Annotated in this window: 19 protein-coding genes; 12 read left to right on the top strand and 7 right to left on the bottom strand. The window is 54.4% G+C overall.

Going from position 1 to position 22,834, the window contains the following annotated elements; translation table 11 throughout:
- Nucleotides 1–5: 5 nt before the first annotated feature.
- Nucleotides 6–1,001: a LacI family DNA-binding transcriptional regulator gene (locus HYQ67_RS14355; RefSeq protein ID WP_202304384.1), complete on the bottom strand. Its 996-nt coding sequence runs from the start codon at nucleotides 999–1,001 to the stop codon at nucleotides 6–8.
- Between the two features lie 261 nt (nucleotides 1,002–1,262).
- Between HYQ67_RS14355 and HYQ67_RS14350 the strand changes: the two genes are divergently transcribed.
- The 7 genes from HYQ67_RS14350 to HYQ67_RS14320 all read left to right on the top strand — a co-directional run bounded on the left by HYQ67_RS14350 (nucleotide 1,263) and on the right by HYQ67_RS14320 (nucleotide 10,456).
- Nucleotides 1,263–2,504 carry an MFS transporter gene (locus HYQ67_RS14350; RefSeq protein ID WP_202304382.1) on the top strand — a complete coding sequence of 414 codons (1,242 nt, stop codon included), beginning with the start codon at nucleotides 1,263–1,265 and terminating at the stop codon, nucleotides 2,502–2,504.
- 18 nt (nucleotides 2,505–2,522) lie between these two features.
- Nucleotides 2,523–3,950 carry a glycoside hydrolase family 32 protein gene (locus HYQ67_RS14345; protein ID WP_202304380.1) on the top strand — a complete coding sequence of 476 codons (1,428 nt, stop codon included), beginning with the start codon at nucleotides 2,523–2,525 and terminating at the stop codon, nucleotides 3,948–3,950.
- Nucleotides 3,951–4,026: 76 nt separating this feature from the next.
- Nucleotides 4,027–5,385, top strand: a complete 1,359-nt coding sequence (locus tag HYQ67_RS14340; RefSeq protein WP_202304378.1) for a carbohydrate porin — start codon at nucleotides 4,027–4,029, stop codon at nucleotides 5,383–5,385.
- Nucleotides 5,386–5,411: 26 nt separating this feature from the next.
- Complete coding sequence (locus tag HYQ67_RS14335; protein ID WP_202304376.1) at nucleotides 5,412–6,356, top strand: PfkB family carbohydrate kinase; 945 nt, start codon at nucleotides 5,412–5,414, stop codon at nucleotides 6,354–6,356.
- 176 nt (nucleotides 6,357–6,532) lie between these two features.
- The gene (locus HYQ67_RS14330; protein WP_202304374.1) at nucleotides 6,533–7,543 is read left to right on the top strand and encodes a LacI family DNA-binding transcriptional regulator; all 1,011 of its coding nucleotides are present in this window, start codon (nucleotides 6,533–6,535) and stop codon (nucleotides 7,541–7,543) included.
- Between the two features lie 101 nt (nucleotides 7,544–7,644).
- On the top strand, nucleotides 7,645–9,066 hold the full coding sequence (locus HYQ67_RS14325) for a glycoside-pentoside-hexuronide (GPH):cation symporter (protein ID WP_202304372.1): 1,422 nt from the start codon (nucleotides 7,645–7,647) through the stop codon (nucleotides 9,064–9,066).
- Between the two features lie 34 nt (nucleotides 9,067–9,100).
- Nucleotides 9,101–10,456: a NosD domain-containing protein gene (locus HYQ67_RS14320; RefSeq protein ID WP_202304370.1), complete on the top strand. Its 1,356-nt coding sequence runs from the start codon at nucleotides 9,101–9,103 to the stop codon at nucleotides 10,454–10,456.
- 110 nt (nucleotides 10,457–10,566) lie between these two features.
- Here the strand turns inward: HYQ67_RS14320 and HYQ67_RS14315 are convergent, their stop codons facing one another.
- The gene (locus tag HYQ67_RS14315; RefSeq protein ID WP_202304365.1) at nucleotides 10,567–11,454 is read right to left on the bottom strand and encodes a LysR family transcriptional regulator; all 888 of its coding nucleotides are present in this window, start codon (nucleotides 11,452–11,454) and stop codon (nucleotides 10,567–10,569) included.
- A 198-nt stretch (nucleotides 11,455–11,652) separates the two neighbouring features.
- Here HYQ67_RS14315 and HYQ67_RS14310 point away from each other — a divergent pair, with 198 nt between their 5' ends.
- The 5 genes from HYQ67_RS14310 (at nucleotide 11,653) to HYQ67_RS14295 (ending at nucleotide 18,572) form a co-directional block, all read left to right on the top strand.
- Nucleotides 11,653–12,591: an AEC family transporter gene (locus HYQ67_RS14310; protein WP_202304364.1), complete on the top strand. Its 939-nt coding sequence runs from the start codon at nucleotides 11,653–11,655 to the stop codon at nucleotides 12,589–12,591.
- 26 nt (nucleotides 12,592–12,617) lie between these two features.
- Nucleotides 12,618–14,327, top strand: coding sequence for a thiamine pyrophosphate-requiring protein (locus tag HYQ67_RS14305; protein ID WP_202304363.1), 1,710 nt, complete (start codon nucleotides 12,618–12,620; stop codon nucleotides 14,325–14,327).
- A 21-nt stretch (nucleotides 14,328–14,348) separates the two neighbouring features.
- Nucleotides 14,349–14,861: an alcohol dehydrogenase catalytic domain-containing protein gene (locus tag HYQ67_RS24015; RefSeq protein WP_237391248.1), complete on the top strand. Its 513-nt coding sequence runs from the start codon at nucleotides 14,349–14,351 to the stop codon at nucleotides 14,859–14,861.
- Nucleotides 14,855–15,508 (top strand): zinc-binding dehydrogenase, encoded by a 654-nt coding sequence (locus tag HYQ67_RS24010; protein WP_348519214.1) that lies wholly within the window; start codon nucleotides 14,855–14,857, stop codon nucleotides 15,506–15,508. The genes HYQ67_RS24015 and HYQ67_RS24010 overlap by 7 nt, the downstream gene beginning before the upstream one ends.
- Nucleotides 15,509–15,842: 334 nt before the next feature.
- The gene (locus HYQ67_RS14295) at nucleotides 15,843–18,572 is read left to right on the top strand and encodes a sigma 54-interacting transcriptional regulator (RefSeq protein ID WP_202304362.1); all 2,730 of its coding nucleotides are present in this window, start codon (nucleotides 15,843–15,845) and stop codon (nucleotides 18,570–18,572) included.
- A 41-nt stretch (nucleotides 18,573–18,613) separates the two neighbouring features.
- Here HYQ67_RS14295 and HYQ67_RS14290 read toward each other — a convergent pair whose 3' ends face one another.
- The 5 genes from HYQ67_RS14290 to HYQ67_RS14270 form a co-directional block, all read right to left on the bottom strand.
- Nucleotides 18,614–19,600, bottom strand: coding sequence for an SIS domain-containing protein (locus HYQ67_RS14290; RefSeq protein WP_202304361.1), 987 nt, complete (start codon nucleotides 19,598–19,600; stop codon nucleotides 18,614–18,616).
- Nucleotides 19,601–19,664: 64 nt separating this feature from the next.
- Nucleotides 19,665–20,723 carry an SIS domain-containing protein gene (locus HYQ67_RS14285; protein ID WP_202304360.1) on the bottom strand — a complete coding sequence of 353 codons (1,059 nt, stop codon included), beginning with the start codon at nucleotides 20,721–20,723 and terminating at the stop codon, nucleotides 19,665–19,667.
- Nucleotides 20,724–20,738: 15 nt separating this feature from the next.
- A complete protein-coding gene (locus tag HYQ67_RS14280; RefSeq protein WP_202304351.1) occupies nucleotides 20,739–21,599 on the bottom strand; it encodes a PTS system mannose/fructose/sorbose family transporter subunit IID in 861 nt (286 codons plus the stop codon).
- 2 nt (nucleotides 21,600–21,601) lie between these two features.
- On the bottom strand, nucleotides 21,602–22,345 hold the full coding sequence (locus tag HYQ67_RS14275; RefSeq protein WP_202304349.1) for a PTS mannose/fructose/sorbose/N-acetylgalactosamine transporter subunit IIC: 744 nt from the start codon (nucleotides 22,343–22,345) through the stop codon (nucleotides 21,602–21,604).
- Between the two features lie 14 nt (nucleotides 22,346–22,359).
- Complete coding sequence (locus HYQ67_RS14270) at nucleotides 22,360–22,830, bottom strand: PTS sugar transporter subunit IIB (RefSeq protein ID WP_202304347.1); 471 nt, start codon at nucleotides 22,828–22,830, stop codon at nucleotides 22,360–22,362.
- Nucleotides 22,831–22,834: the final 4 nt, after the last annotated feature.

The raw sequence follows: 22,834 nt of genomic DNA, 5'->3' as shown, positions 1-22,834 counted from the left end.
TTTGCTTACATTGAGTCCCGCTGCAAAAAGGGGCTGTTGACGCGGACGGTGTCGCGGTGGCTGTCGCCGTTAATAATATGCAGCGCGCTCAGGCGGCCAATGTCGTAATGGGGCAGCTGCACCGTGGATAAAGGCGGTAAAAACAGATCGCCAATGCCCACCATATTGTCATAGCCCAGCACCGCGACGTCCTGAGGGATCCTCACGCCACGGGAGAGCAGCACCTGATAGACCAGAAACGCAATGCGGTCGTTGCCGCAGACCACGGAGTCGAACTGCGGCTTGCCGCCGCGCATGTGGGCTTCGACCATGCCGGGGATGTCACGGTAGTGTTCGTCGCCGAACTCCATATAGTAGTGTTGCAGGGTATCTGGATCGACGCCCGCTTCCCGGCAGGCCCGCTCCAGGCCCCGTCGGCGGCGAACGGCTGCCAGATGCCTGGCCGGGAGGTGCAGGCACAGCGGATGCCGGAAACCGGCCCCCAGCAGCGCTTTAACCCCTTCATACTGCCCCTGCTCGTCGTCGGGAATGTAGCTGGCGACCGGGTCGTGCAGGCTTTCGCAGTTCGCCAGCACGCAGGGGAGCGTTAATAATTTCGCCGGTACGGGCACCTGCCGCAGCCCCATGGTCGTATAAATTATGCCGCCGGGGCGGTGGGAAAGCAGCAAATCCACCGTGGTTTCCGGGCTGTCGTCCGAAAACATATTGACCACGAAGCTGTTCCAGCCGTGGGCGCGGGCCGTCTCTTCAATGGATAAGGTGATTTCCACCGAGAAGGGCGTAGTGACGGTATCAAGGGCCAGCACGCCGAGGGTGTTCGGCGTGGCGCGCGCGCCACGGATCCTTTTCGCGGACAGGTCGGGGACATAATTCAGCTGGCTGATTGCCGCCTGCACGCGGCTTAGCGTGTCGGGCCTGAGCCGTTCCGGATTGTTTAACGCCCGGGAGACCGTCATCAACGACACGTTTGCCAGCTTTGCCACATCTTTTAACGACGCCATAAGTTCCTGTCTTAATAAGGGAAAAAACACGCTTTGAGCCGTATGCGTCAGGCTATACAACTCGGGCGGGGAAGTAAAAGATCGCGCACGATTTTGTGGATCGCGGTCGCCCAAAAGCGGCATGAAAAGTTGATCCCGATCTCACACCTGTTATGTTAACGTTAACTTTTGTGATTAACATCATATCTCGTCACAAAAGCGCGGGAAGAATCGACAATGTTAACGTTATCATTTTTGCCACTGTCCCTCCATGAGATCGTATTGATGAAAAGACATCACTCCCGCAGCTACCCCTTACTGAGCGCGCTGCTGTTCTTCTTTTTCGTCAGCTGGTCCTCGTCCAGCTCGCTGCTTTCTATCTGGCTTCATCAGGAAGTGGGGCTAAAGGCCGCGGATACCGGCATCATTTTCTCCGTGCTTTCGGTTTCAGCGCTCTGCGCCCAGGTCTGCTACGGCTTTATTCAGGACCGGCTGGGGCTGAAAAAAAACCTGCTGTGGTATATGACCGCGCTGCTTATTTTGTCCGGCCCGGCCTATCTGCTGTTTGGCTACCTGCTGCAAATTAATATCCTGCTGGGCAGCGTATTTGGCGGCCTGTTCGTGGGGCTGACCTTTAACGGCGGCATCGGCGTGCTGGAGTCCTACACCGAGCGGGTGGCGCGCCAGAGCACCTTTGAATTTGGCCGGGCACGCATGTGGGGGTCGCTGGGCTGGGCCGTCGCCACTTTCTTTGCCGGGCTGCTTTTTAATATCAACCCGAAGCTTAACTTTCTCGTCGCGTCGTGCTCGGGCCTGGTGTTCTTCTTCCTGCTGATGCAGCTGAAAGTGAATACCGCCGCAAGCCTTGAAAAGGTGGAGGTAGGGGCCGGGAAGGTGACGCTCGCGGACGCGCTGCGGCTGGTGACGCTGCCGCGCTTCCGGGCGCTGGTCTTCTTTGTCATCGGCACCTGTATCTACGGCGTCTACGACCAGCAGTTCCCGGTTTATTTCGCCTCGCAGTTTGCCACCCTGCACGAAGGCAACGCGATGTACGGCTATCTCAATTCGTTCCAGGTGTTTCTTGAAGCGGCGGGGATGTTCTGCGCGCCCTGGCTGGTCAACCGCATCGGGGCAAAAAACGGGCTTATCTTCGCCGGGATGGCGATGGCCCTGCGCATGATCGCCTCGGGCCTGGTGGAAGGGCCGGTGCTCATCTCCATTACCAAGCTGCTGCACGCCGTGGAGCTGCCGATCCTGCTGGTCGCCATCTTTAAGTACAACAGCCTCAATTTCGATAAGCGCCTCTCTTCCACGCTCTACCTGGTGGGATTTGCCTGCACCAGCTCCGTCATCGCCGCCGTGCTGTCGCCGCTGGCCGGGTATAGCTACGAAAAATATGGCTTCGCCGAGTCCTACTTAATCATGGGGCTGATGGTGTTTTGCACGACTTTTATTTCGATCTTCCTTTTACGCGGCAATAAGTCTTCATCGGAAGGATTGCTGTCTCAACCCTCCGCCCTTTGAATCAAAGAGTGAATTTTTATGACGTCATTAATTGAGAAAGCCGAACTGGCCCTTAGCCAGAAGCGTGACCAGCTCAACCTGCGCTGGTACCCCCATTATCATCTGTCGCCGCGCGCGGGCTGGATGAACGATCCAAACGGCCTGGTATGGTTCGACGGCTGGTATCACGCGTTTTACCAGCACCACCCCTGGTCCACAAAATGGGGGCCAATGCACTGGGGCCACGCCCGCAGCCGGGATCTGCTCCACTGGGAACATCTGCCCATCGCGCTGGCCCCCGAAGGGCCGGAGGATAAGGACGGCTGCTTCTCCGGCTCCGCCGTGGTGAAGGACGGTGAGCTGGCGCTGATCTATACCGGGCACAAGTTTCACGGCGACCCGTCCAGCGACGACAACCTGTATCAGGTGCAGTGCCTGGCAACCAGCCGCGACGGCAGGGAGTTCCAGCGTCAGGGGCAGGTCATTGATACCCCTGCGGGGATGCACCATTTCCGCGATCCGAAAGTCTGGCGGGAAGGGGACGCCTGGTACATGGTGGTCGGCGCGCGGGACGAAGAGACAGGCCAGGTGCGCCTCTATCGTTCAGAGGATCTGCGTGAATGGCAGGATTGCGGGGTGCTGGCCGAGGCGCAGGCAGGCCAGGGCTTTATGTGGGAATGCCCGGACTTCTTTACGCTGAACGGCAAGCAAATCCTGATGTTCTCGCCTCAGGGCATGGCCGCCAGCGGCTACGACCGGCGCAATCTGTTCCAGAGCGGCTACATTGTCGGCGGCTGGCAGCCGGGAGAGCCTTTCCGGCAGGAAAGCGCGTTCCAGGAAATGGATCGCGGCCATGATTTCTACGCGCCGCAGAGCTTCCTTGCCCCGGACGGCCGCCGCATCGTGATGGGCTGGATGGCGATGTGGGAGTCGCCGATGCCGGAGCAGGAGGACGGCTGGGCGGGCATGCTGACGCTGCCGAGGGAGCTGACCCTCACCGACGACAATCGCCTGCAGATGCGGCCGGTGAAAGAGCTTGAAAGCCTCCGGCAGAACAGAACCGACTGGCGCGTCGGCGAGCTTCGCAACGAGGCGAAAAGGGTGATGGAAGAGTGCATCACCGGGGAAGTGATCCTGAAGTGGGATCTTGCCGCCAGCGACGCGGAGCAGTTTGGCCTCGCGCTGGAGGACGGCATGCGGCTGTACGTGGACGGCCAGGCGCAGCGCCTGGTGCTGGAGCGGCACTATCCGCAGTACGGGCTTTGCGGCCAGCGCAGCATTCCGCTGCCGCAAAGCGCCACGCTTGAGCTGCGGATCTTCTTCGACAGCTCGTCGGTGGAGGTTTTCGTTAACGACGGCGAAGCCTGCCTCAGCAGCCGGATCTATCCGCAGTCGCGCCAGCTGAGCCTGTTTGCCTGGTCAGGGAGTGCGGTCCTGCAGGAAGCCGGAGCCTGGCATTTAGAATAATTATAAAAGACGCACGGGGAATTATCCCCGGCGTCACATCCTTATTATTTAAATAAGATTCGCAAGGATTCATTCGATGAAAATAATAATCGGACTGGCGACCTGCGCCGGTTTATTCTCTGCCTCTGTTTTTGCACAATCTTCTTTAACTACCGAACAACGTTTTGTCCTGCTTGAACAGCGTTTGCAGGAGGCTGAAAAGCGGGCCGACAGGGCCGAGGCGGAAATCGCCCAATTAAAAGATGTCCCCGATGCCGCCCACGAAAATAAAATCGAGGCCAGCAGCCAGAATAGTCCTCCGCAGCTGGCATTAAAAAATAACGACGCGGAGCTGAAATTCTACGGCGACGTGGAGTTTAACCTCGATGCGGCCAGCCGCACGGGAAGCCTGACGTCGCTAAAAACCAGCAGCGATAAAAACTGGGCGCCCGGCAGCGGCGAACGCTGGGATATCAACGGCCGGATCCTGCTGGGCTTCGACGGCATCCAGCATGCGGATAACGGTAAGTATGCCGGGTTCAGCGTCCAGCCGCTGGCGGATATGAGAGGCAAGATGAACCTCGACGACGCCGCCTTCTTCTTCGGCCAGCAGGAAAACTGGCTGGTGAAGGTCGGGCGCTTCGAGGCCTACGACATGTTCCCGCTGAATCAGGATACCTTTATTGAGTACTCCGGCAATACCGCCAACGACCTCTACAGCGACGGCTATGGCTACATCTACATGATGAAAGAGGCGCGCGGGCGCAGCAACAGCGGCGGCAACCTGCTGTTCAGCCAGACGCTGGATAACTGGTACTTCGAGCTGAACACCCTGGTGGAAGACGGCAGCCAGCTGTACGTCGACCGCCGCTATCACGGCAGCGAGCTGGATAATCAGAAGAACGTGGTTTACGTCCGCCCGGTCATTGCCTGGCGTCAGGGCAGCTATTCCGTGGCGGCGGCGATGGAAACGAACCTCGTCAATAACGCCTATGGCTACAACGATGCCGCGGGCAACTGGCACGACCAGTCCGGGCGCACCGGCTACGGCCTGACGATGAGCTGGAACACGCTTAAAGACGATCCCCTTGACGGGGTGGTGGTTAATCTCAATACCGCCTATATGGACGCGGAAGAAGAAAAAGATTTCAGCGCCGGAATTAACGCGCTCTGGCACCGCGTCGAGCTGGGCTATATCTACGCGCACAACAATATCAATGATTTTAATATCTCCGGCGTCAGCAGCGAATGTGAAAGCGACTGCGCCATTCTCGCGCCGGGTAAATATGATATTCACACCTTTCATACCTCCTGGCAGCTGCCGAATATAATGGACATGCGCAACTTTAATATTTATCTGGGAGCGTACGCTTCCTGGCTCGATTCCTCTGCGGAACAGCAGGGGGATAATCAGGCGCGATACGGCGCGCGGCTGCGGTTCAAATATCTGTTTTAAACGATCTGTTTATTTAAGGAGCAATAATGACTATCTGGACACTGGGTGACGCGGTAGTAGACCTTCTGCCGCTTGCCGACATGCAGTATCGCGCCTGTGCCGGAGGCGCGCCCGTTAACGTTGCGGCAGGCTGCGCCAGGCTTGGCTGCCGGAGCGGGTTTATCGGGCGGGTGGGCGACGACGCTTTCGGCCACTTTTTACAGCGCACGCTCGTCGAATACGACGTAGGCACGCAGTCCCTGCAGCTGGACTGCGACCACCGCACCAGCACGGTGCTGGTTTCGCTGGGCCAGGACGGCGAGCGCGACTTTACCTTTTTAGTGAATCCGTCCGCCGATCAGTTCGTGACGGCGGAAGCCCTGCCCGAGTTTGGCGCGGATATTCTGCACTTTTGCTCGCTGGCGCTGGTGGCCGAGACGTGCCGGGAGACGCTGGCCTGCGCCATTGGCCGCATCAAGCAGGCGGGGGGGCTGCTGAGCTTTGACGTCAATCTGCGCGAGCAGATGTGGCCCGACCGCCAGACGATGCTGGCTACCGTGCGCCATTTCGCCACCCAGGCCGACATTCTCAAGCTCTCCGAAGAGGAGTGGTACTGGCTCACCGGCACCCACGATCTCAGTCAGGCGATGACGGCGTTAGCGACGCTTCCCGCCCGCCTGAAGCTCGTCACCTTCGGCGCACGCGGTTCAATGGTGCAGTGGCAGAACAGGGTGATTCATTTCAGCGGCTACGCCGTGGACAGCGTGGATACCACCGGAGCAGGAGATGCCTTCATGGCAGGCCTGCTGGCGAGTATTGCAGAGGAAGGCATCGCGCAGGATTTCACGCAGCTTCACCAGGCGATAGCGCAGGCCAGCGCCTGCGGAGCGTTAGCCACCACGCAAAAAGGGGCGCTGGCCGCCGTCCCGGACAGGGATGCCGTCAGGCAGTTTATGGCAAGGGTTCCGCTGCCGAAGTATGAAATTCGCTAGGCTATCTGTTGCCGCGCGCGCTATGTGCGCGGCCGTTCTGAAGTTCTCCGCAAAACAGCAGGATGAGAGAGCTGAACAGGGTTTTCATGTAACGAAACAACATGTGAACGCGCTAACATTTTTGACCTTCATCACACTTTATAGTGTCGGCACGGTCAGACGACATCCTTATCATCATGGCATCCATTAAAGACGTAGCAAAGAAAGCCGGCGTATCCACCGCCACGGTATCGCGGGTGCTGAACAACCATCCCAGCGTGATCCCGCAGACGCGGCAGGCGGTGCGGGACGCCATGGATTATCTCTGCTATGTGCCCAGCAAAAGCGCCTTTCAGCTGAGCGGGAAATGTTCGGGGCTGATTGGCGTGGTGGTGCCAAACCTGGTGAATCCCCACTTCTGCGAGCTGCTGGCGACGTTCGAAGAAGAGGCCCGCTACATTGGCAAATCGGCGATCGTCAAGACGCATCAGAACCAGCCGCAGCAGGATAAGCAGATTATCCATACCCTGATTGGCATGGGTATCGACAGCCTGCTGTGGGTGCCGACGGAGGCGGAAGCCGGGCTGTCAGAGTGGCTGACGGCGACGGCTATTCCGGTGGCGGTAGTGACGCAGGTTTCCCGCTTTTTTAATTCGGTCTCCATCGATCAGGCGAAAGGGGCCGAAAGCATAGCCGAACACTTTATCCAGACCGGGCACACCTCCTTTGGCTTTGTGGCCCAGGAAGGGGTAGATAACCGTAAGGTGTCCGCCTGGAGTAAAAAGATTGCGGGCCGGGGATTAGCCGACGATAAAGAGAACCAGTTCTGGATAGCAAAGGGGGCAGGGGAAAAAATCTCCGGGCACATCGCTATTCTTGACGAAATTATCGAAAAATTATCCGCCCGGAAAAAAGCCTGCTCCTGCCTGTGGGTTTATAACGACGTCGCCGCCAGCTATATTATCGATGGCCTGAAAGAGAAAGGCATTGCGGTTCCTCAGGATATTGCCATTGCCAGCTTCGATAATACCCTGCTGGCGCAGACAAAAAAGATCACCAGCATTGCGCAGCCGATCGGTGAAATTGCCCACCTGGCCTTTCAGATGGTCAATCATAAAGAGGGGCAGGACAGCATTGAGATGTATGAAATTGTCTCCCGGCTAATTGTTCGGGAAAGCAGCATGAATATGACTATTACAACCTTATAATTTAAATGTATTAGTAAATAATACCGAAACTCTATTTCCCACGCGACGGTTTTAATAGCCGCCGCCTTATAGTTATGTCAGCCTAATTCAGAGGTGTGAATATGCCCAGTGTCGCAATGGAAAAGCACAGCGCTTACGGAAAATTAAGCCTGAAAGAAAAAATCGGCTACGGCATGGGCGATGCAGGCTCCTGTATGATCTGGAGCGTGCTGGCGCTTTATCTGACCTGGTTTTATACCGACGTGTATGGATTATCCCCCGGCATCGTGGGAACGTTATTTCTCGTTATTCGTATTTTTGATGCTTTCAGCGATCCTGTTATGGGGGCAATCTGCGACCGCACCCAAAGCCGCTGGGGAAAATTCCGCCCCTGGCTATTATGGATGGCGCTGCCGTTCGGCCTCGGGGCGATATTAATGTTCACCACGCCCGACCTGAGCATGAACGGCAAAATTATCTATGCCTGGGTGACGTACCTTGTCATGTCATTAATTTATACGGCTATCAATATTCCCTACTGCTCGGTCGCCGGGGTGATAACCCTCAACCAGAAAGAGCGGCTGGGCTGCCTCTCCTGGCGTTTTTTCCTCAACGGCCTGGCGACGCTGATTATCTCGTCATCCATCCTGCCGCTGACGGACTGGCTGGGCAACGGCAACCGGGCGTCCGGCTTCCAGATGACGATGATCATCATGGGCGGTGCCGCGACCTTAATGTTCCTGTTCTGCTTTGCGAGTATTAAAGAGCGCGTGGTAGCCGTGAAATCTAACGACTCGCTGATGAAAGATTTGAAAGACATTGCCAAAAATGACCAGTGGCTGCTGATGATTTCAATTACCTTCCTCAACGTTTTCCCGGCGTTTATTCGCGGGGCGGTAACTATCTATTACGCCACCTACGTGATGCAGGCCTCCGTCGGCTTTATTACCTTCTTTATGGCGCTGGGCGTGGCCTGTAATATGCTGGGCAGCGTTATTGCAAAACCGCTGACCGACCGTTTTGATAAGGTGAAGCTGTTCCGTATTATTAATATTATTCTCGGCGTGCTCTCTTTCGCCCTGTGGTTCGTTGATCCGAAATCACTGACGCCGCTGCTGACGCTGTTTGTCATTATTAATATCCTGCATCTTATTCAGTCCGGCCCAATTCTGTGGGCGATGATGTCCGACGTTGACGACTACGGCGACTGGAAATTCGGCAAGCGGCTGACGGGGATCTCGTTTGCGGGCAATTTATTTATGCTGAAGATGGGACTGGCGGTCGCGGGTGCAATTGTGGCCTGGATATTGTCCTTCAGCGGCTATATTGCCAACCAGTCGCAGCAAAACCCCCAAACCGTGCAGGGCATAATTATTATGTTCTCGCTGCTGCCGATGGTGAGCTATTTCATCAGCGCGTTTATGGTGCGCTACTTTAAGCTGAATAATGCCTTCCTGGAAAAAATAAAGGTCGATCTTGCCAAGCGTGAGCTGGAGAGAAATCCGGCCCCGACGGCGGAATATAAAGACGCTCCGGCAATTTAATTAAGTGTATTACCGTCAAAGAAGGAATCAAAGAATGTCGAGCAACAACTATTACGATGTCACGCAGTGGCATCAGGGCAACCCCTGCGAGGATGTTGGCGAGGTTATTAACAGCATCATCGCTGATATTAAAAGCAGGCAAACCGAGACCGACGTCAACGATGGCGGTAAGCCCGGCGCGGTCATTTATATTCCGCCGGGTGACTACCCCCTGCTGACCCAGGTTGTGATAGACATCAGCTACCTGAAAATTATGGGCAGCGGGCACGGGTTCACCTCTTCGAGCATCCGCTTTAATACCCCGCAGAGCGAGTGGCCAAACTGGCACGAGCTCTGGCCGGGCGGAAGCCGCATACTGGTTAAGCTCGCGCCGGAGGCGGACGCAGAGGAGTCGGCTGGCGCCGCATTTTACGTCGCCCGCGACGGAGATCCGCGTATCAGCTCGGTTGAATTCAGTGATTTTTGCATCGACGGCCTGCATTTTGTGGACGATGGCTCAGGCAACAACGACCCGGAAAACACCTATCTCAACGGCAAGACCGGCATCTACATCGCCAGCGCGCAGGACTCGTTCCGCATCAACGGCATGGGGCTGGTTTATCTGGAGCACGGCGTGACCATCTACAACGCCGACGCGCTGGCGATCCACAACAACTTCATCGCGGAATGCGGCAACTGCATCGAACTGCGAGAGGCGGGCCAGGCCTCAAAAATTACGGATAACCTGATTGGCGCAGGCTACCGGGGCTATTCGATATTTGCGCAGAACTTCGGCGGGCTGCTAATCACTGCCAATAACATCTTCCCGCGCGGGAAAAGCAGCGTGCAGTTTTCCGGTGTGGTGCGCTCTTCCATCAGCAGCAACCGCTTCCACTCGTTTTATCCGGGGATGCTGGTGTTCAGTGAAAACTGCTCGGAGAACCTGGTAACGGCCAACCATTTCTTCCGGGAGCGCGAGCCGTGGGGGCCTATGCAGGCGTATAACAACGGCCTCGATGATTTATATGGCCTGCTGAATATCAGCGGCGATAGCAACTCGATTATTGCCAACCATATTTCGGAAACTATTGAGAAACAGTACATCACCCCGGCTGGCGCAACGCCGGTGATTATTCGCGTGGTGGCAGGGCAGGGAAACTACATCTCTGATAACCATATCGTCGCCACCACTGAAGTCTCGCAGGCTTCGTCTGCTGCGGCAGGCTCCTGTTATTCGACGCAGGTAAGCGCGCTTCTGGCGCGAGAAGGGCTACAGGCGCTGGACGTTACCACCGTGCAGATAGACCCGGCGTCAAGTCAGAATACCGTGCTGGATTCAGGCAGTGACGGCCAGGTTGTCATGGACAAAACGGCGAATGCGTTCAGGGCTACACCCGTTCCCCTGAGCTAAGCAGAGGGATATCACGCGGCAGCGGAGGTGCGTGATATCCCGGTCTGAGCTAATACACCCTATACCCAATACCCACTTCCGCACCATTTTTTGCCGTGGCGCGCAGAAGATCACATTTTTAGAAACTGGATAAATTTCAAAGAGGTGCCGGAAAGCACGCCATAGTGGCTGTAAATATGGAAATCTCTGACAAATTCGCTGTTATCTATTGCCAGCGGTTTAATCAGACCTGTCGCTTCCTCCAGACGATAAATGGGGGCTGGCATCAGGGTTAACAGATCGGTATGACAAATAAATGATTTTATCGCTGCCGAAGATGCGCACTCAACGATCGGTTGTGGAACAGGGATATTATTTTCACTATAAACGCCGGATAAAATTCGCACAGGCGTACTGTCCATTGGGGGCATGATCCAGTCGTAGGTCTTCAGATCGTGCAGGCTCAGGTTTTTTACGCTCTGCAACGGGTGGTCGCTTCGGGATATGATACGAAAACGGTCCTGAAAGTTTATTTTTCCTCGTGCCAGAACTTTTTCGTCATGAGGTAACTGGCCACAGACGGCGAGGTCAATCTCATGCAGCAAGAGAAGCTTGAAGAGCTCAGAGTCAATTCTGTCGAGAATTTTTATATGCACATCCGGGCAGGCCTGGTGGAAGCTATTGATCTTGTCAATAAAATGACTCGACAGAAAACTGGCTACGCATCCCACTCGTACTATTCCTTTCCCGGAGCCATTCAGCAACGCCAGCTCCTGTCGCGCTTTTCGTTCGGTATTCATCATTGTCAGCGCGTGCGGAAGAAAGGCAGCGCCAGCCTCGCTCAATGAAACGCCATGCTTGTGTCTTTCGAATAAAAGCGTTTCCAGATCTGACTCAAGACCCGCCAACAGGCGGCTCAGGCCTGACTGGGTAATACCCAGTTTCTCCGCGGCCAGGGTAAAGTTTCCGTCGCTGGACACCTGAAGAAAGGCCTGAATCTGTTTCATTTTGATAGGCATGACAAATACTCATTAAACAGTACATTTCTGCATTATATTTCACAGCAATTCTACCTTATGATTAATCACCTGATTTCGAGGGCGGTCAAAATAAATTTTATTATCAGGGGGATCGCATTAAAAGCTCATCGTGATAGTTAAAAGCAAGTTCTGTTTTTATTTCTGGAACAGTATGGATTGCTATGGGAAAATTTTATTATGGAAAGCAGAAATTTTATTTTGATACCTGGTGCTATTTTACCGGTGGTTGTCACCGTGCTCCTTGGCTATATTAGCGGTAAGCGTAATGATTTTGCCTGGGAGCAGGCGGGGGCAATTAATAAGCTGGTTATGCTCTATGCGTTACCGTTGAGTATCTTCAGCAACATGGTCATGACGCCGCGTAGCGTGGTGATGAGCATGGGGCCTGTTGCTGCCGCCATTGTTGTTGCGTTAATCATCAGTTTTGTCCTGCCGTTAATTATTATTCGTTATATTTTCAAGCGCGATCTCTCGTTAAGTACTCTGCAGGCGCTGGCTATTGGTTCCCCCGCCGTGCCGTTTATTGGTACATCGGTACTGGCATTTTTATTCGGGACGGTCAGCGCGTCTCTGATTACCGTATCCAGTATTACTCAGAATGTTTTCCAGCTCCCTCTGGTGATGATCTTAATGTCCTGGGGCGCAGGGGATAAAAAGAATAGCTCTTTCATCGGTAGCGTCATCGATGCCGTCAAGCAGCCCGTCGTCTGGTCACCGGTACTGGCTTTGCTTCTGGTTATCCTCAACGTTCATATTCCCGAAACAGTCGCCATGGCGCTTGGTCTGCTTGGTAAAGCCACCGGCGGTCTGGCATTGTTTTCAGCCGGTATTGTCCTTTACTCGCGAAGTATCTTGATAACGGTACCAACCATCATTACCGTTATTGCCAGAAATATTATCGTGCCGGGCGCCTGTTTTTTTATCCTTTCTGCCCTGGGATTATCTATGGAACAGATAAAACAGGTCGTATTGACTATGGCTATTCCGGTGGGATCCATCGCCATTATTATTGCGATGCAATATAAAACCGGCGAGCAGGAGATGGCTTCAACAATGGCGCTGAGTATTATTTTGTCGATCCTGACAATGGGGGCGTTTATTTTCCTGACTTTTTAATAAAAATTATTTAATGAGGTGTCGTTATGGCATTGGTTAAGGTTTCCGCCGCAGCGATGATTTTACATCGTCTGCAGGCGCTCGGCGTTGAGTTTATTTTTATTAATTCGGGTACCGACTATCCTCCGCTGGTGGAGGCGTATGCCCAGGCAATAAGCGAGCGACAAAAAGTACCGGAACTGGTCGTCTGTCCCCATGAAAATGCCGCCATCGGTATGGCGCACGGCTATTACCTGGCAACAGGTAAAGTGCAGGCCGTTATGGTGCATACCAATGTAGGGCTGGCAAATGCCGCCTGCGGAGTGATTAATCTGGCGTGTAATAATATCCCGGTTCTGATCTTCGGTGGGCGCACGCCCATTAGCGAGCATTCGCATTTCGGCTGCCGCAACACGCCAATTGGCTATGGACAGGAAATGCGCGACCAGGCCGCGCTGGTAAGGGAATCGGTTAAATGGGATTTCGAATTACGTCTGGCAGACCAGGTCGGGGAACATATCGACCGCGCATGGGCGATTGCCAGTTCATTACCCAGAGGCCCTGTCTATCTAAGTTTACCGCGTGAGCCCCTGTGTGAAACCTTCGACGTCGAGGATTCATTCCTCCACGCTGGCCCTTCTCAGCAGCCAGTTTCATATGCTCCAACGCCTGATTCGCTTGCTGCCGCCGCTTCGCTTATTGCCGGTGCCCGCTGTCCGGTCATTTTCTCTCAGCGGGGGGCACGAGGCCGGACAGCATTTGAACTTATCAGCGCGTTGGTTGAGGAGTGGTCTATCCCGGTGGTGGAATATTGGGGGACCGAAGTCACGCTGTCCGCCGGGCACCCTATGTATGCCGGTAATGAGCCAGATTATTGGCTGTCAAAAGCTGACCTTGTGATTGTGGTGGATTCGCAGGCGCCGTGGATGATCGATGACATAAATATCAGCCCGGCCTGCAAGGTCATCCAGCTTGGACCCGACCCGTTATTTTCACGCTACCCGGTAAGAGGGTATCAGGCTGATGTCAATCTCGCGGGCGACACTGACACCATTTTCAGGCTGCTGGCCGAGGCGCTAAAACCCGCAGGCGCTCTAAAACAAAGCAGGGTGGAAGAACGCTATGCGCAAGTGGTAAAGCATCACGAAGAAGCGCGCTATCAGCGGGACTGCATGATTAATGCCGCAAGCCGCGGCCCCATCGGCAAACCCTGGCTGAGCCATTGCCTGGGCATCGTTGCCAACAAATATCACGGTAAAATCGTCTCTGAGCTGACCACGCTTCTGGAGTTTACCGGGCTGACACGGGCAGACAGTTATTATCAGGAGGCGCTGTCAGGTGGGCTTGGCGAGGCTTTTCCCATTGCGCTTGGGCTACAGCTTGCCGACCGCGACGGCTTAATTATTGCTGCAGTCGGAGATGGATCTTATCTGTTTTCAAACCCGGCGGTTTGCCACCACATTGCGCAAATATTGAGGCTGCCGGTGCTGGTCGTGGTTGGCAATAATTCAGGATGGGGTGCGGTGGCTGGCGGCACCCTGGCGCTTTACCCGGAGGGCTATGCGGCAAACATGGCGCAGATCCCGGCGACGTCCTTTACCTCTTCCCCAGATATGTCCGCGATTGCTGCCTCGGGCGGGGCTGCTGCGCTTGCGGTTAATCGCGCAGAGGCGCTGCTGGCTACCCTTGAGGAAGCGGTCAACATTATTCATACCCGGCATTGTTCAGTGCTGGTTGATGTCGCTCTGGAAAAATAGCGTACAACACAAGGAGGAGATATGTCTGATAATCATGTCCACCCTGATCCCTTTCAGGCTGCCGTAGTCCGTCGTCCTGGGGGGGCGTTTGAACTGGAAACGGTCCGTCTCAATACACTACAACAACATGAGGTACTGGTGCGCATCGTTGCAACGGGTATGTGCCATACCGATATGGTCGCCCGTGACCAGCTCTATCCTGTGCCACAACCCGTTGTGCTTGGGCATGAGGGGGCGGGAGTGGTCGTTGCCGTCGGCCAGCAAGTTCATAAAGTTGCCGAGGGTGATCATGTCGTACTGACATATTTATCCTGTGGCACCTGCCGTCCCTGTCTGGAAGGATCCCCGGCAAGCTGTGAAAAATTCAATGAGCTGAATTTTTCTGGTCAGCGCCGCGATGGTAGTCATGCCCTCTGTGGCGAGGATGGTCAGCTGCTGCACGATCGCTTTTTTGGTCAATCATCTTTTGCCGCCTTTGCGGTGGTCAATCATCTTTTGCCGCCTTTGCGGTGGTCAATCAGCGTAATGTGGTGAAGGTGCGCGCCGATGCACCGCTGGAGATGCTTGGCCCATTAGGCTGCGGCATACAGACCGGTGCAGGTGCCGTGCTGAATGCCCTGAAGGTGGGAGCGGGCAGCTCGTTCGCTGCTTTTGGCGGTGGAACGGTAGGTTTAAGCGGTGTAATGGCCGCCGTCGTTGCCGGCGCTACGACAATCATCGCTGTAGATGTGGTGGCGGAGAGGCTGGAACTGGCGATGGAGCTGGGCGCGACGCATATCATCAACAGCCATGAGGAAGAGCCTGTTGTCGCCATACAGCGTATTACAGGCAAGGGAGTTGACTTCAGTCTGGAATCTACGGGGCGAGCCGACGTTGTGCGTGCGGCCGTCGAAGCGCTGCGCCCGCGTGGCACCTGCGGCATCGTCGGAGCCTCAAAACCGGGAACGACCTTTGAGCTGGATATGAACGATGTCATGCAAAATTGCAAAGTGCTGCGCGGGATCGTCGAGGGCGATAGCATTCCCGATATCTTTATCCCGCAGCTTGTGGATCTTTATCTCCAGGGGCGCTTCCCGATGGATAAACTGATGCGCTTTTATCCTTTCGAGGAGATTAATCAGGCGGCAAAAGACAGCGAGCGGGGCAAAACAATCAAACCCATAATTCGTATCGGTCATTAAAAAGTGGTGCTCCGAGACTGCATGAATGTGCGATAGCTGTCGCCGTTAATAATATGCAGCGTGCTCAGGCCCACCTGGGTGCTGGGATTAAGTCCTTCTGTATCAGCTGATCCGGGCATCGTCGTTGACCAGGAAGATGATTTTGAGCTGGAAGGGCGCAGCATGGCGCTGTTCAGGAAGCCTTAATGTTAAAGGTCAGTGGCGTCCTCCCAGGAGCCCACTGGCCCTGATTCACTGAAAAATAGTGTATTTCCAGAAATGTGGGCGCCCCCTGTGACGCTGCGTTTAATTTGTCGTATAAGCGAATCTCCAGCGTTTGGCAGGGGAAAAAGTGATGAATAAGGAGTCAGTATTTCGTCAGCTTGAGCAGCGTCTCATCAGGCTACCGCTCACTACAGAAGCGCTGAGCGAATTCAGCGCGATGACGATTGCCAGCAGCCTTAAACAAAAACGTAGCATCATCAGTCACCATCTTAACAATCTGCATCGGGAACAACGGGTTATCAAGGTCAATGGACGCCCGGTCCTTTTTTTGCCCGTTGAGGTACTGCGTACCCAACATCATCTTGCGGTGCGGCATCGGGAATATCCCTCGCTGCAGGCACTGTACGAGGAACGTCAGGATAATCTCGAATTGCTGATTGGCGCTCAGGGAAGCCTGCAGGATGCGCTGCGCCAGTGCAAGGCGGCAATCAGCTACCCCGGCGCCGGGCTGCCCTTGTTGCTTCACGGGCCGACGGGAACGGGAAAGAGCTTTCTCGCTCGCCGCCTCTGGCAGTACGCCATTGAACAGGGAATTTTGTCCTCTGACGCCCCCTTTACCGTCTTCAACTGCGCCGAGTATGCTAATAACCCGGAGCTGCTGACCTCAAAGCTATTTGGCCATGTGAAAGGCGCATTTACCGGAGCCGATCGGGAGGTTGCAGGTCTGATAGAGACCAGTAATGGGGGCATACTGTTTATCGATGAAGTTCACCGCTTACCGCCTGAAGGCCAGGAGAAGTTATTCCATTTTATGGATAGCGGCAGCTGGCGACGGCTGGGCGACAGCAGGGAGGAGCTTTGCGCAACGGTGCGGCTGATTTTCGCCTCTACTGAGGATCTGGAAAAACACTTTCTTGCGACTTTTATTCGCCGGATCCCTGTCATCGTCCAGATTCTGCCCGTTGCGGAGCGGGGACAGCACGAGCGGCTGGCGTTTATCCAGCATTTTTTCCGCAGCGAGGCGCAAAGGCTGGACCACGACCTTGCGCTTGACGAAGAAATTGTCAGCCTGCTGATGCAAAAAACGCTGGAAGGCAACGTCGGCGGGCTTGAGAATCTGATTCGTAATGTTTGTGCCAGCGCATGGACGTTCGGTCAGCGCGAGGGGGAGGTGCTTGAAGTCAAAGCCGGGCATCTGCCCGATGAGATTGTGTCAGAGAGGCCTTTTAGCCTGATGGAATCGCCAGGGCGGATAATGATATATCGCGACAGAGGCATCTTTCCGCTGGTTCCTGTGCAGCACCAGGCGTACCGGAGGCTGACAGAAAATATCTGCGGGCTGTGTGAAGAGCTGGACCGGGACGATATCAGCATTCGTATGTTTGAGAAGCTGACCTATCAGAATGTCACGTTCTACCTTGATGCCTTAATGAATAAAGAAAGTACCGTTTCACACCAGGATAAGCGGCTACGGTTTATTGAAGACGTGGGTAAGGCGCTGGCAGCCAATTACGATCTGGATTTGAACGCCGAATTTGCTTATCTGACCGGGCGCTACCTGACCAGCCTTCCTCTGACCCCGCGAGAAACGTCAACCGCAGCGCGGCAGGTTATGCTGCGCTGGCTGGAGGACTCTTCGGGATTAGCCCAGCGCATTACCAGGAAGTTACTCTCTGTCGTCGTCAACAAGTACGATCTGCTTATTGATACGCTCGACCAGGTGGCAATTGCTGCCATCGTAAATAATGCCATTGACGCCACCACCCATGGCAAAGTGAAGGCGGTGATTATCGCTCACGGCTACTCTACCGCCAGCAGCATCGCCGGATTATCAAACCGTCTGATCGGCGAGAAAATATACCAGGCGATGGACATGCCAATGGAGGTCGCTTTCAGTGACGTCAGCCGATCGATTGTCGACTATCTGAAGCATACCGATACCCAGGCCGGGGTGATGGTGCTGATAGATATGGGATACAGTAAAGAGATTGCCGATGCCCTGCTGGGTGTGATTCAGGGGCCGCTGGTGGTGGTGAACAATGTGACAACCCGTCTGGCACTGAATATTGCCAGCGAAATCGTGGCGCAAAAAAGTATTGAACAGATCGCCGAGGAGATAGTCCCGCTTAATCAGTCAAGCTGGGATCTGTACTGGCCCGAGAAGAAAAAGAAACGTGTACTGCTGGTTTCCTGCATCACCGGTATCGGAACAGCCTTTAAGTTCAAGACGCTGATGGAAAAAAGCCAGCTGACCGACTTTGATATCCATATCATCGCCTGCGAATACATCCGGCTCAAGAGCAGCCAGATGGCGGCATCTCTGCTCAATCAGTATGAGGTGATAGCCGTGGTCGGGACACACGATCCCCAGCTTGCGGGCGTCCCCTGGGTGGGCATTGAAGAGCTGCTTGGCGAAAAGGGCTACGCACATCTAACGCAGCTATTGAGTGATTATCTTAATAATAAGCAAATCGAGCTGATTAATAAAAATATGGTGCGTGAATTCTCTTTGCATAACGTTGTTAATTCGCTCACGATCCTTAATGCCGCGAAAACCATGGGGCATATTGAAACAATTATTGCCGAGTGGCAAAACACGCTGGGCTTTACTTTTAATAATAATTTAACGCTTGGCTTATATGTTCACTTAAGCTGCATGATTGAAAGGTTAGTGATGCGCAATGAGATTACGCATTATAAGAACCTCGCCGAGTTTAACAGCCAGCATGGTAAATTTATTACGATGGTTAACCACTCTTTTCAGCAGCTCAAGAATTTATATAATGTTGCGTTACCGGTTGCCGAGATTGGCTATATTCACGACATTTTTGAATTAAGAATTGAGGCATTTGACTGGTAGTTTCCCGGGCAGATATTTGCACTGCCCGGGAGGGCAAACGACTAGTATTCAACTTTCCACATATAGCGACGGGTTGTCAGGGGGTGGTTGCGGGCAGTCGCCAGCGCCAGGTTATAGACATCCAGCACGCAGTTATGCAGCAGACCGCAAAAATACTCTTTAACGCTCGCGGGCAGGGCGGCAATATCCAGTTTTTCAACATCGATGCACTGCAGCTTTCCCTGATAACGTTCGATAAAACGAATAGCCCGTTCGTCGAGCGGGCGAGTGCGTCCCGCGCTTTGCAGCAGAATAAACGGCGTACCGGGTTCGGTAATCTCGAACGGACCATGGAAATATTCACCGCTGTGAATGCTGGCGGAATGGATCCACTGCATCTCAAGGAGAATACAGATGGATTCCTGATGAGCCGCACCGTAAGAGGGGCCGGACCCCATCATGTAGATGACCTTTTCATCTTTCCATTGTTCGGCGAAGCGCAGCGCATCCTCTTTTACCTGCTGCTGGGCATGGTTGACGACGCCTGCGAATTGACTGAAGGCGCTAATCATTGCGTCGTAGCAGGCGTAACCCTCGGTTTGCTTAAGGATCTCTACGGCCAGCCAGAGGCTGTAGGCCGCTTTTTGCTGCGCCGGATCGACTTTCTCCGGGTATCTGGCCCACTGATAATTAATCGTGTAATCACTGTATTTGCACAGCGGCGTTTCAGGCGTATAAACCAGCCCAATAGTCGCAGCACCTTTCTGCTGGGCAACACGGGCAGCTTCCACGGTTTCTGCGGTATTTCCTTGCTGAGATGCCAGTATCACCACGCTATTTTTACCGACGGCTTCAGGCGTGGCGTGAACAAACTCATTGCTGGTCATATACCCGACTGCAAGATGATTCGCCTCGCAGTCCAGAAAATATTTACCCGGCCAGAATCCCGTCAGCGAGCCGCCGCAGCCGACAAACCAGACGCGTTCAATTTTTTGTTTTGTTAAAACATCAGCAATAATTTTATTAACGGTATCATGAGCGACAGACATTTTATTCTCCTTAGGATATAGGGCACCCTCCGCAGAGGGGCGGATGAAATTTTATTAATGCTAATTACACTTCTTGTTTGCTTTTCATTTTCTGATGAAAGAAAGGATCTTTCGGCGTTGCCGGGTCAATGCCTTTTAGTTCCGGTAGCGTGGCGCACAGCATTTGCAGAGGGATGATATATTCAAAAACAGAGAAATCTTCATCATTAATAAAAGGGACGCTCAGGTTCAGAGCATTATTTTCCACCTGCGGGCCGATGCGGTAAATATGTTTGGTCCAGCCGCCTAATATTTCTGCCAGCCTTGATTCTCGCTCATCCTGCCACGGAGAGAGCATGATGAGGGTAGCGTTCTCGTTGAATGCATTATAAACACCATGAATAAACTCCTCGAATTCGTAGCCGGACACCGGACAGCGAAATGTCTCCAGCATTTTCAGTGCCCCTTCCTGCACGGTTCCGAAAAGCGTGAACGGCCCAACCAGCCGGATATCCGCGCTTTGCAACAGCGGACGGGCTTTTGTCATGGCCCATTCACCGGCAGCCTTAATCAGTTCGGGGAGGTGGCGGAACGTCTCTTCCATGCGGGCCAGCAACTGTTGATGTTCATCTGCGGTAAGGCCCTGCTGCCCGGCAAGGGCGAGCGCCAGCAGCATGAGGTTGAGCACGGTACAGTGGTAACCTTTCGTTTTTGCACCCGCCTTTTCTTCACCGCAGGGCACGGTCAGAACGAAATCCGCTGCCCGGTCGATGACCGCTGGGGCAACGCCAGCCATAGATGCCGTGAGATGACCAGCCTTACGCGCGCGATTCATAGCCTCAAAGGTGGACAGGCTTCCGCCACCCTGTGAAATACCGATAACCAGCGCCTTGCTGCCGAGAGCGAGCGCAGCGTCATTTAGCAAGAATGGCCAGTAAACATCCACCGGCATACCACACCAGCGCTGCATAAATGGCCGGGCGGTCAGGGCTGCGTGGTAAGACGTTCCTGAGCCGGTGAGAATGATTCGGGTTACCCCCGCCTCCGGCAGCGCCTGCGCGATTTGCCGGAGATCGTCCCGCGTCTGCGTCAGCATCGCCAGCAGGCGGGAAGGCGTGTCGTCAATATAGTCTTTAACCAGCATTTTTATTACCTCTCGTCAAAGCAGGCCCAGCGCGCTGGCAACCATGCCAAACACCACCGTACCTAACAGGATCCAGTTAATGTTCACCCCTCTACGGATGAGCCTGAACATCCCAAAGGTGAAGAGAAGGGGCAGGAAAGAAGGGAGGATTTTGTCGATGAAATCCTGAACTTTCATGGTGGTCTGCCCGGTAGTAAAACTCAGCGGCGTGGAGATATCGATCATGCTGGCCGTCATCGCGCCAACGACCATCAGCCCAACAATCGACGCTATATAGGTGACTTTATCCATCAGGCCGCTCTGGTAGATACGCATCAGCCAGGTTGTCCCCGCACGGTACCCCAGCTTCAGGCCATACCAGCGGCAGAGAATATGCGGCAGGTTGTAGACAAACAGCGCGAGGATTGGCCCCAGAATGCTGCCCTGCTGGGCAAAGTAGATCCCCATGCCGGCGGCGATCACCTTCAGCGAACCCCAGAAGATTGAGTCACCGATACCGGCAAGCGGCCCCATCAGGCTGGTCTTGATGGCATTGATAGACTCTTCGTTAAATTCCGGGTTGCGCTGGTTCTCTTCCTCCATGGCTATGGACAGGCCAAACATAAACGTCGAGAGATGCGGCGTCGTGTTAAACAGCACCAGGTGGCGCTGCAAAGCGCGTCCTAACTCGTTCGGATCCTGATAGATACGTTTTAGCGCGGGCGTCATGGCGTAGGCATAGCCCATGTGCTGCTGCCGCTCATAGTTCCACGAGCCTTGCAGGGTAAATGAACGCCAGAAAACGCTGCGCAAATCACGCGGAGTGACTCTGTCGTGAGCTTCGCTTTGCGCCTGCGCTTTCGGGCCGTCAGCCAGGGTTTGCGTCATCTCGCTCATCGCTAACTCTCCTGTTGGTTAAGGTTAATAAACTGGCTAATGATGAAGGCCAGCACGACGGCAAACAGGGCGATGGCGATAATATCCAGTTTGGTGTAGGCCGCTATCAGGAAACCCAGCCCCAGGTAGGGCATCAGCTTTTTGCTGAGCATCATGCTAATTAACAGGGCAAATCCGAGCGCGGGTAGAATTTTACTGGCAACAATCAGGCCGTTAGTGATCACCGGAGGAATGGCCTCAAGGAACCAGTTCACGGCGGAAGAGCCGAGCAGAATGGCGAAAAACACCGGTAAAAACCCGTTAAGGAAATACAGCGCCGTCGGGCCACCAAGGTGCATCAGCGCCACCATCCGGGTATTCCCTTTGGCCGCGTAACGATCGGCCATGTGACCAAAGCGGGCGTTGAGAATACGCACCAGAATACCCAGCGTCTGAGCCAGCATGGAGACCGGAATAGCTATGGTCAGCGCGGCTTCCGGTCCTCGCCCGGACATAATTGAAAACGCCGTCGCCAGCACTGAGCCGGTGACGATATCCGGTGGGTGGGCGGCACCGATAGCGACATTGCCCAAAAAAATAAGCTCGAGCGTTGCGCCGATTAAAATACCTTCCTGTAGATTTCCGCAAACCAGGCCGGTTAGGGTACACATCACCAGCGGACGGTCGATCATCGATACGCCAAGTAAACGCCCGTCAAGGATGCCCAGCGCGGCTATCAGGCCGAGTAACGTTGCCGTGAGCAACATAGTGACCTCCTGTATCAGAGTTTATCGTTAAGCAGTTCAACGGAATGCGCAGGGACCTGACGCATTTCCAGGCGGATCCCTTTCTCTTTCAGTGCCTTGCTGTCAGCAATTTCTTCGGCGTTAAGATAGATCGCCTTGCCGAACTGCGTGGCTCCCTCCTTCTGGGGAAGGCCGCCGTAATTGATTGCGCTGATGCCGGTGACTTTGCCAACCAGGGCAAGGGTCTCAGCCGTATTCCCCAGCACCACCATCACTTTTTTATTGTCCAGCCTGCCGCCGTTCAGTTTCTCGGCAGCCTGTTCGACGGTGCTGATATCCAGCGTTACGCCGGCCGGTTTTGCCAGGTTTAACGACATAGTCAGAAAGGCGTCGCCGGCGGCTTTATCATTGGCAACGATGATATGGTCTATATCCAGCGCACGGGTCCAGGCGAAGACCACCTGGCCGTGCAGCAGGCGGTAATCAATGCGCACTAATTTGATCATGTGA

It is taken from the genome of Dryocola clanedunensis subsp. sulfonylureivorans (assembly GCF_016756775.1).
Lineage (GTDB): Bacteria > Pseudomonadota > Gammaproteobacteria > Enterobacterales > Enterobacteriaceae > Dryocola > Dryocola clanedunensis.
The sequence above is the reverse complement of the archived record's forward strand: the minus strand, read 5'-3'. Positions and strand labels throughout refer to the sequence as shown.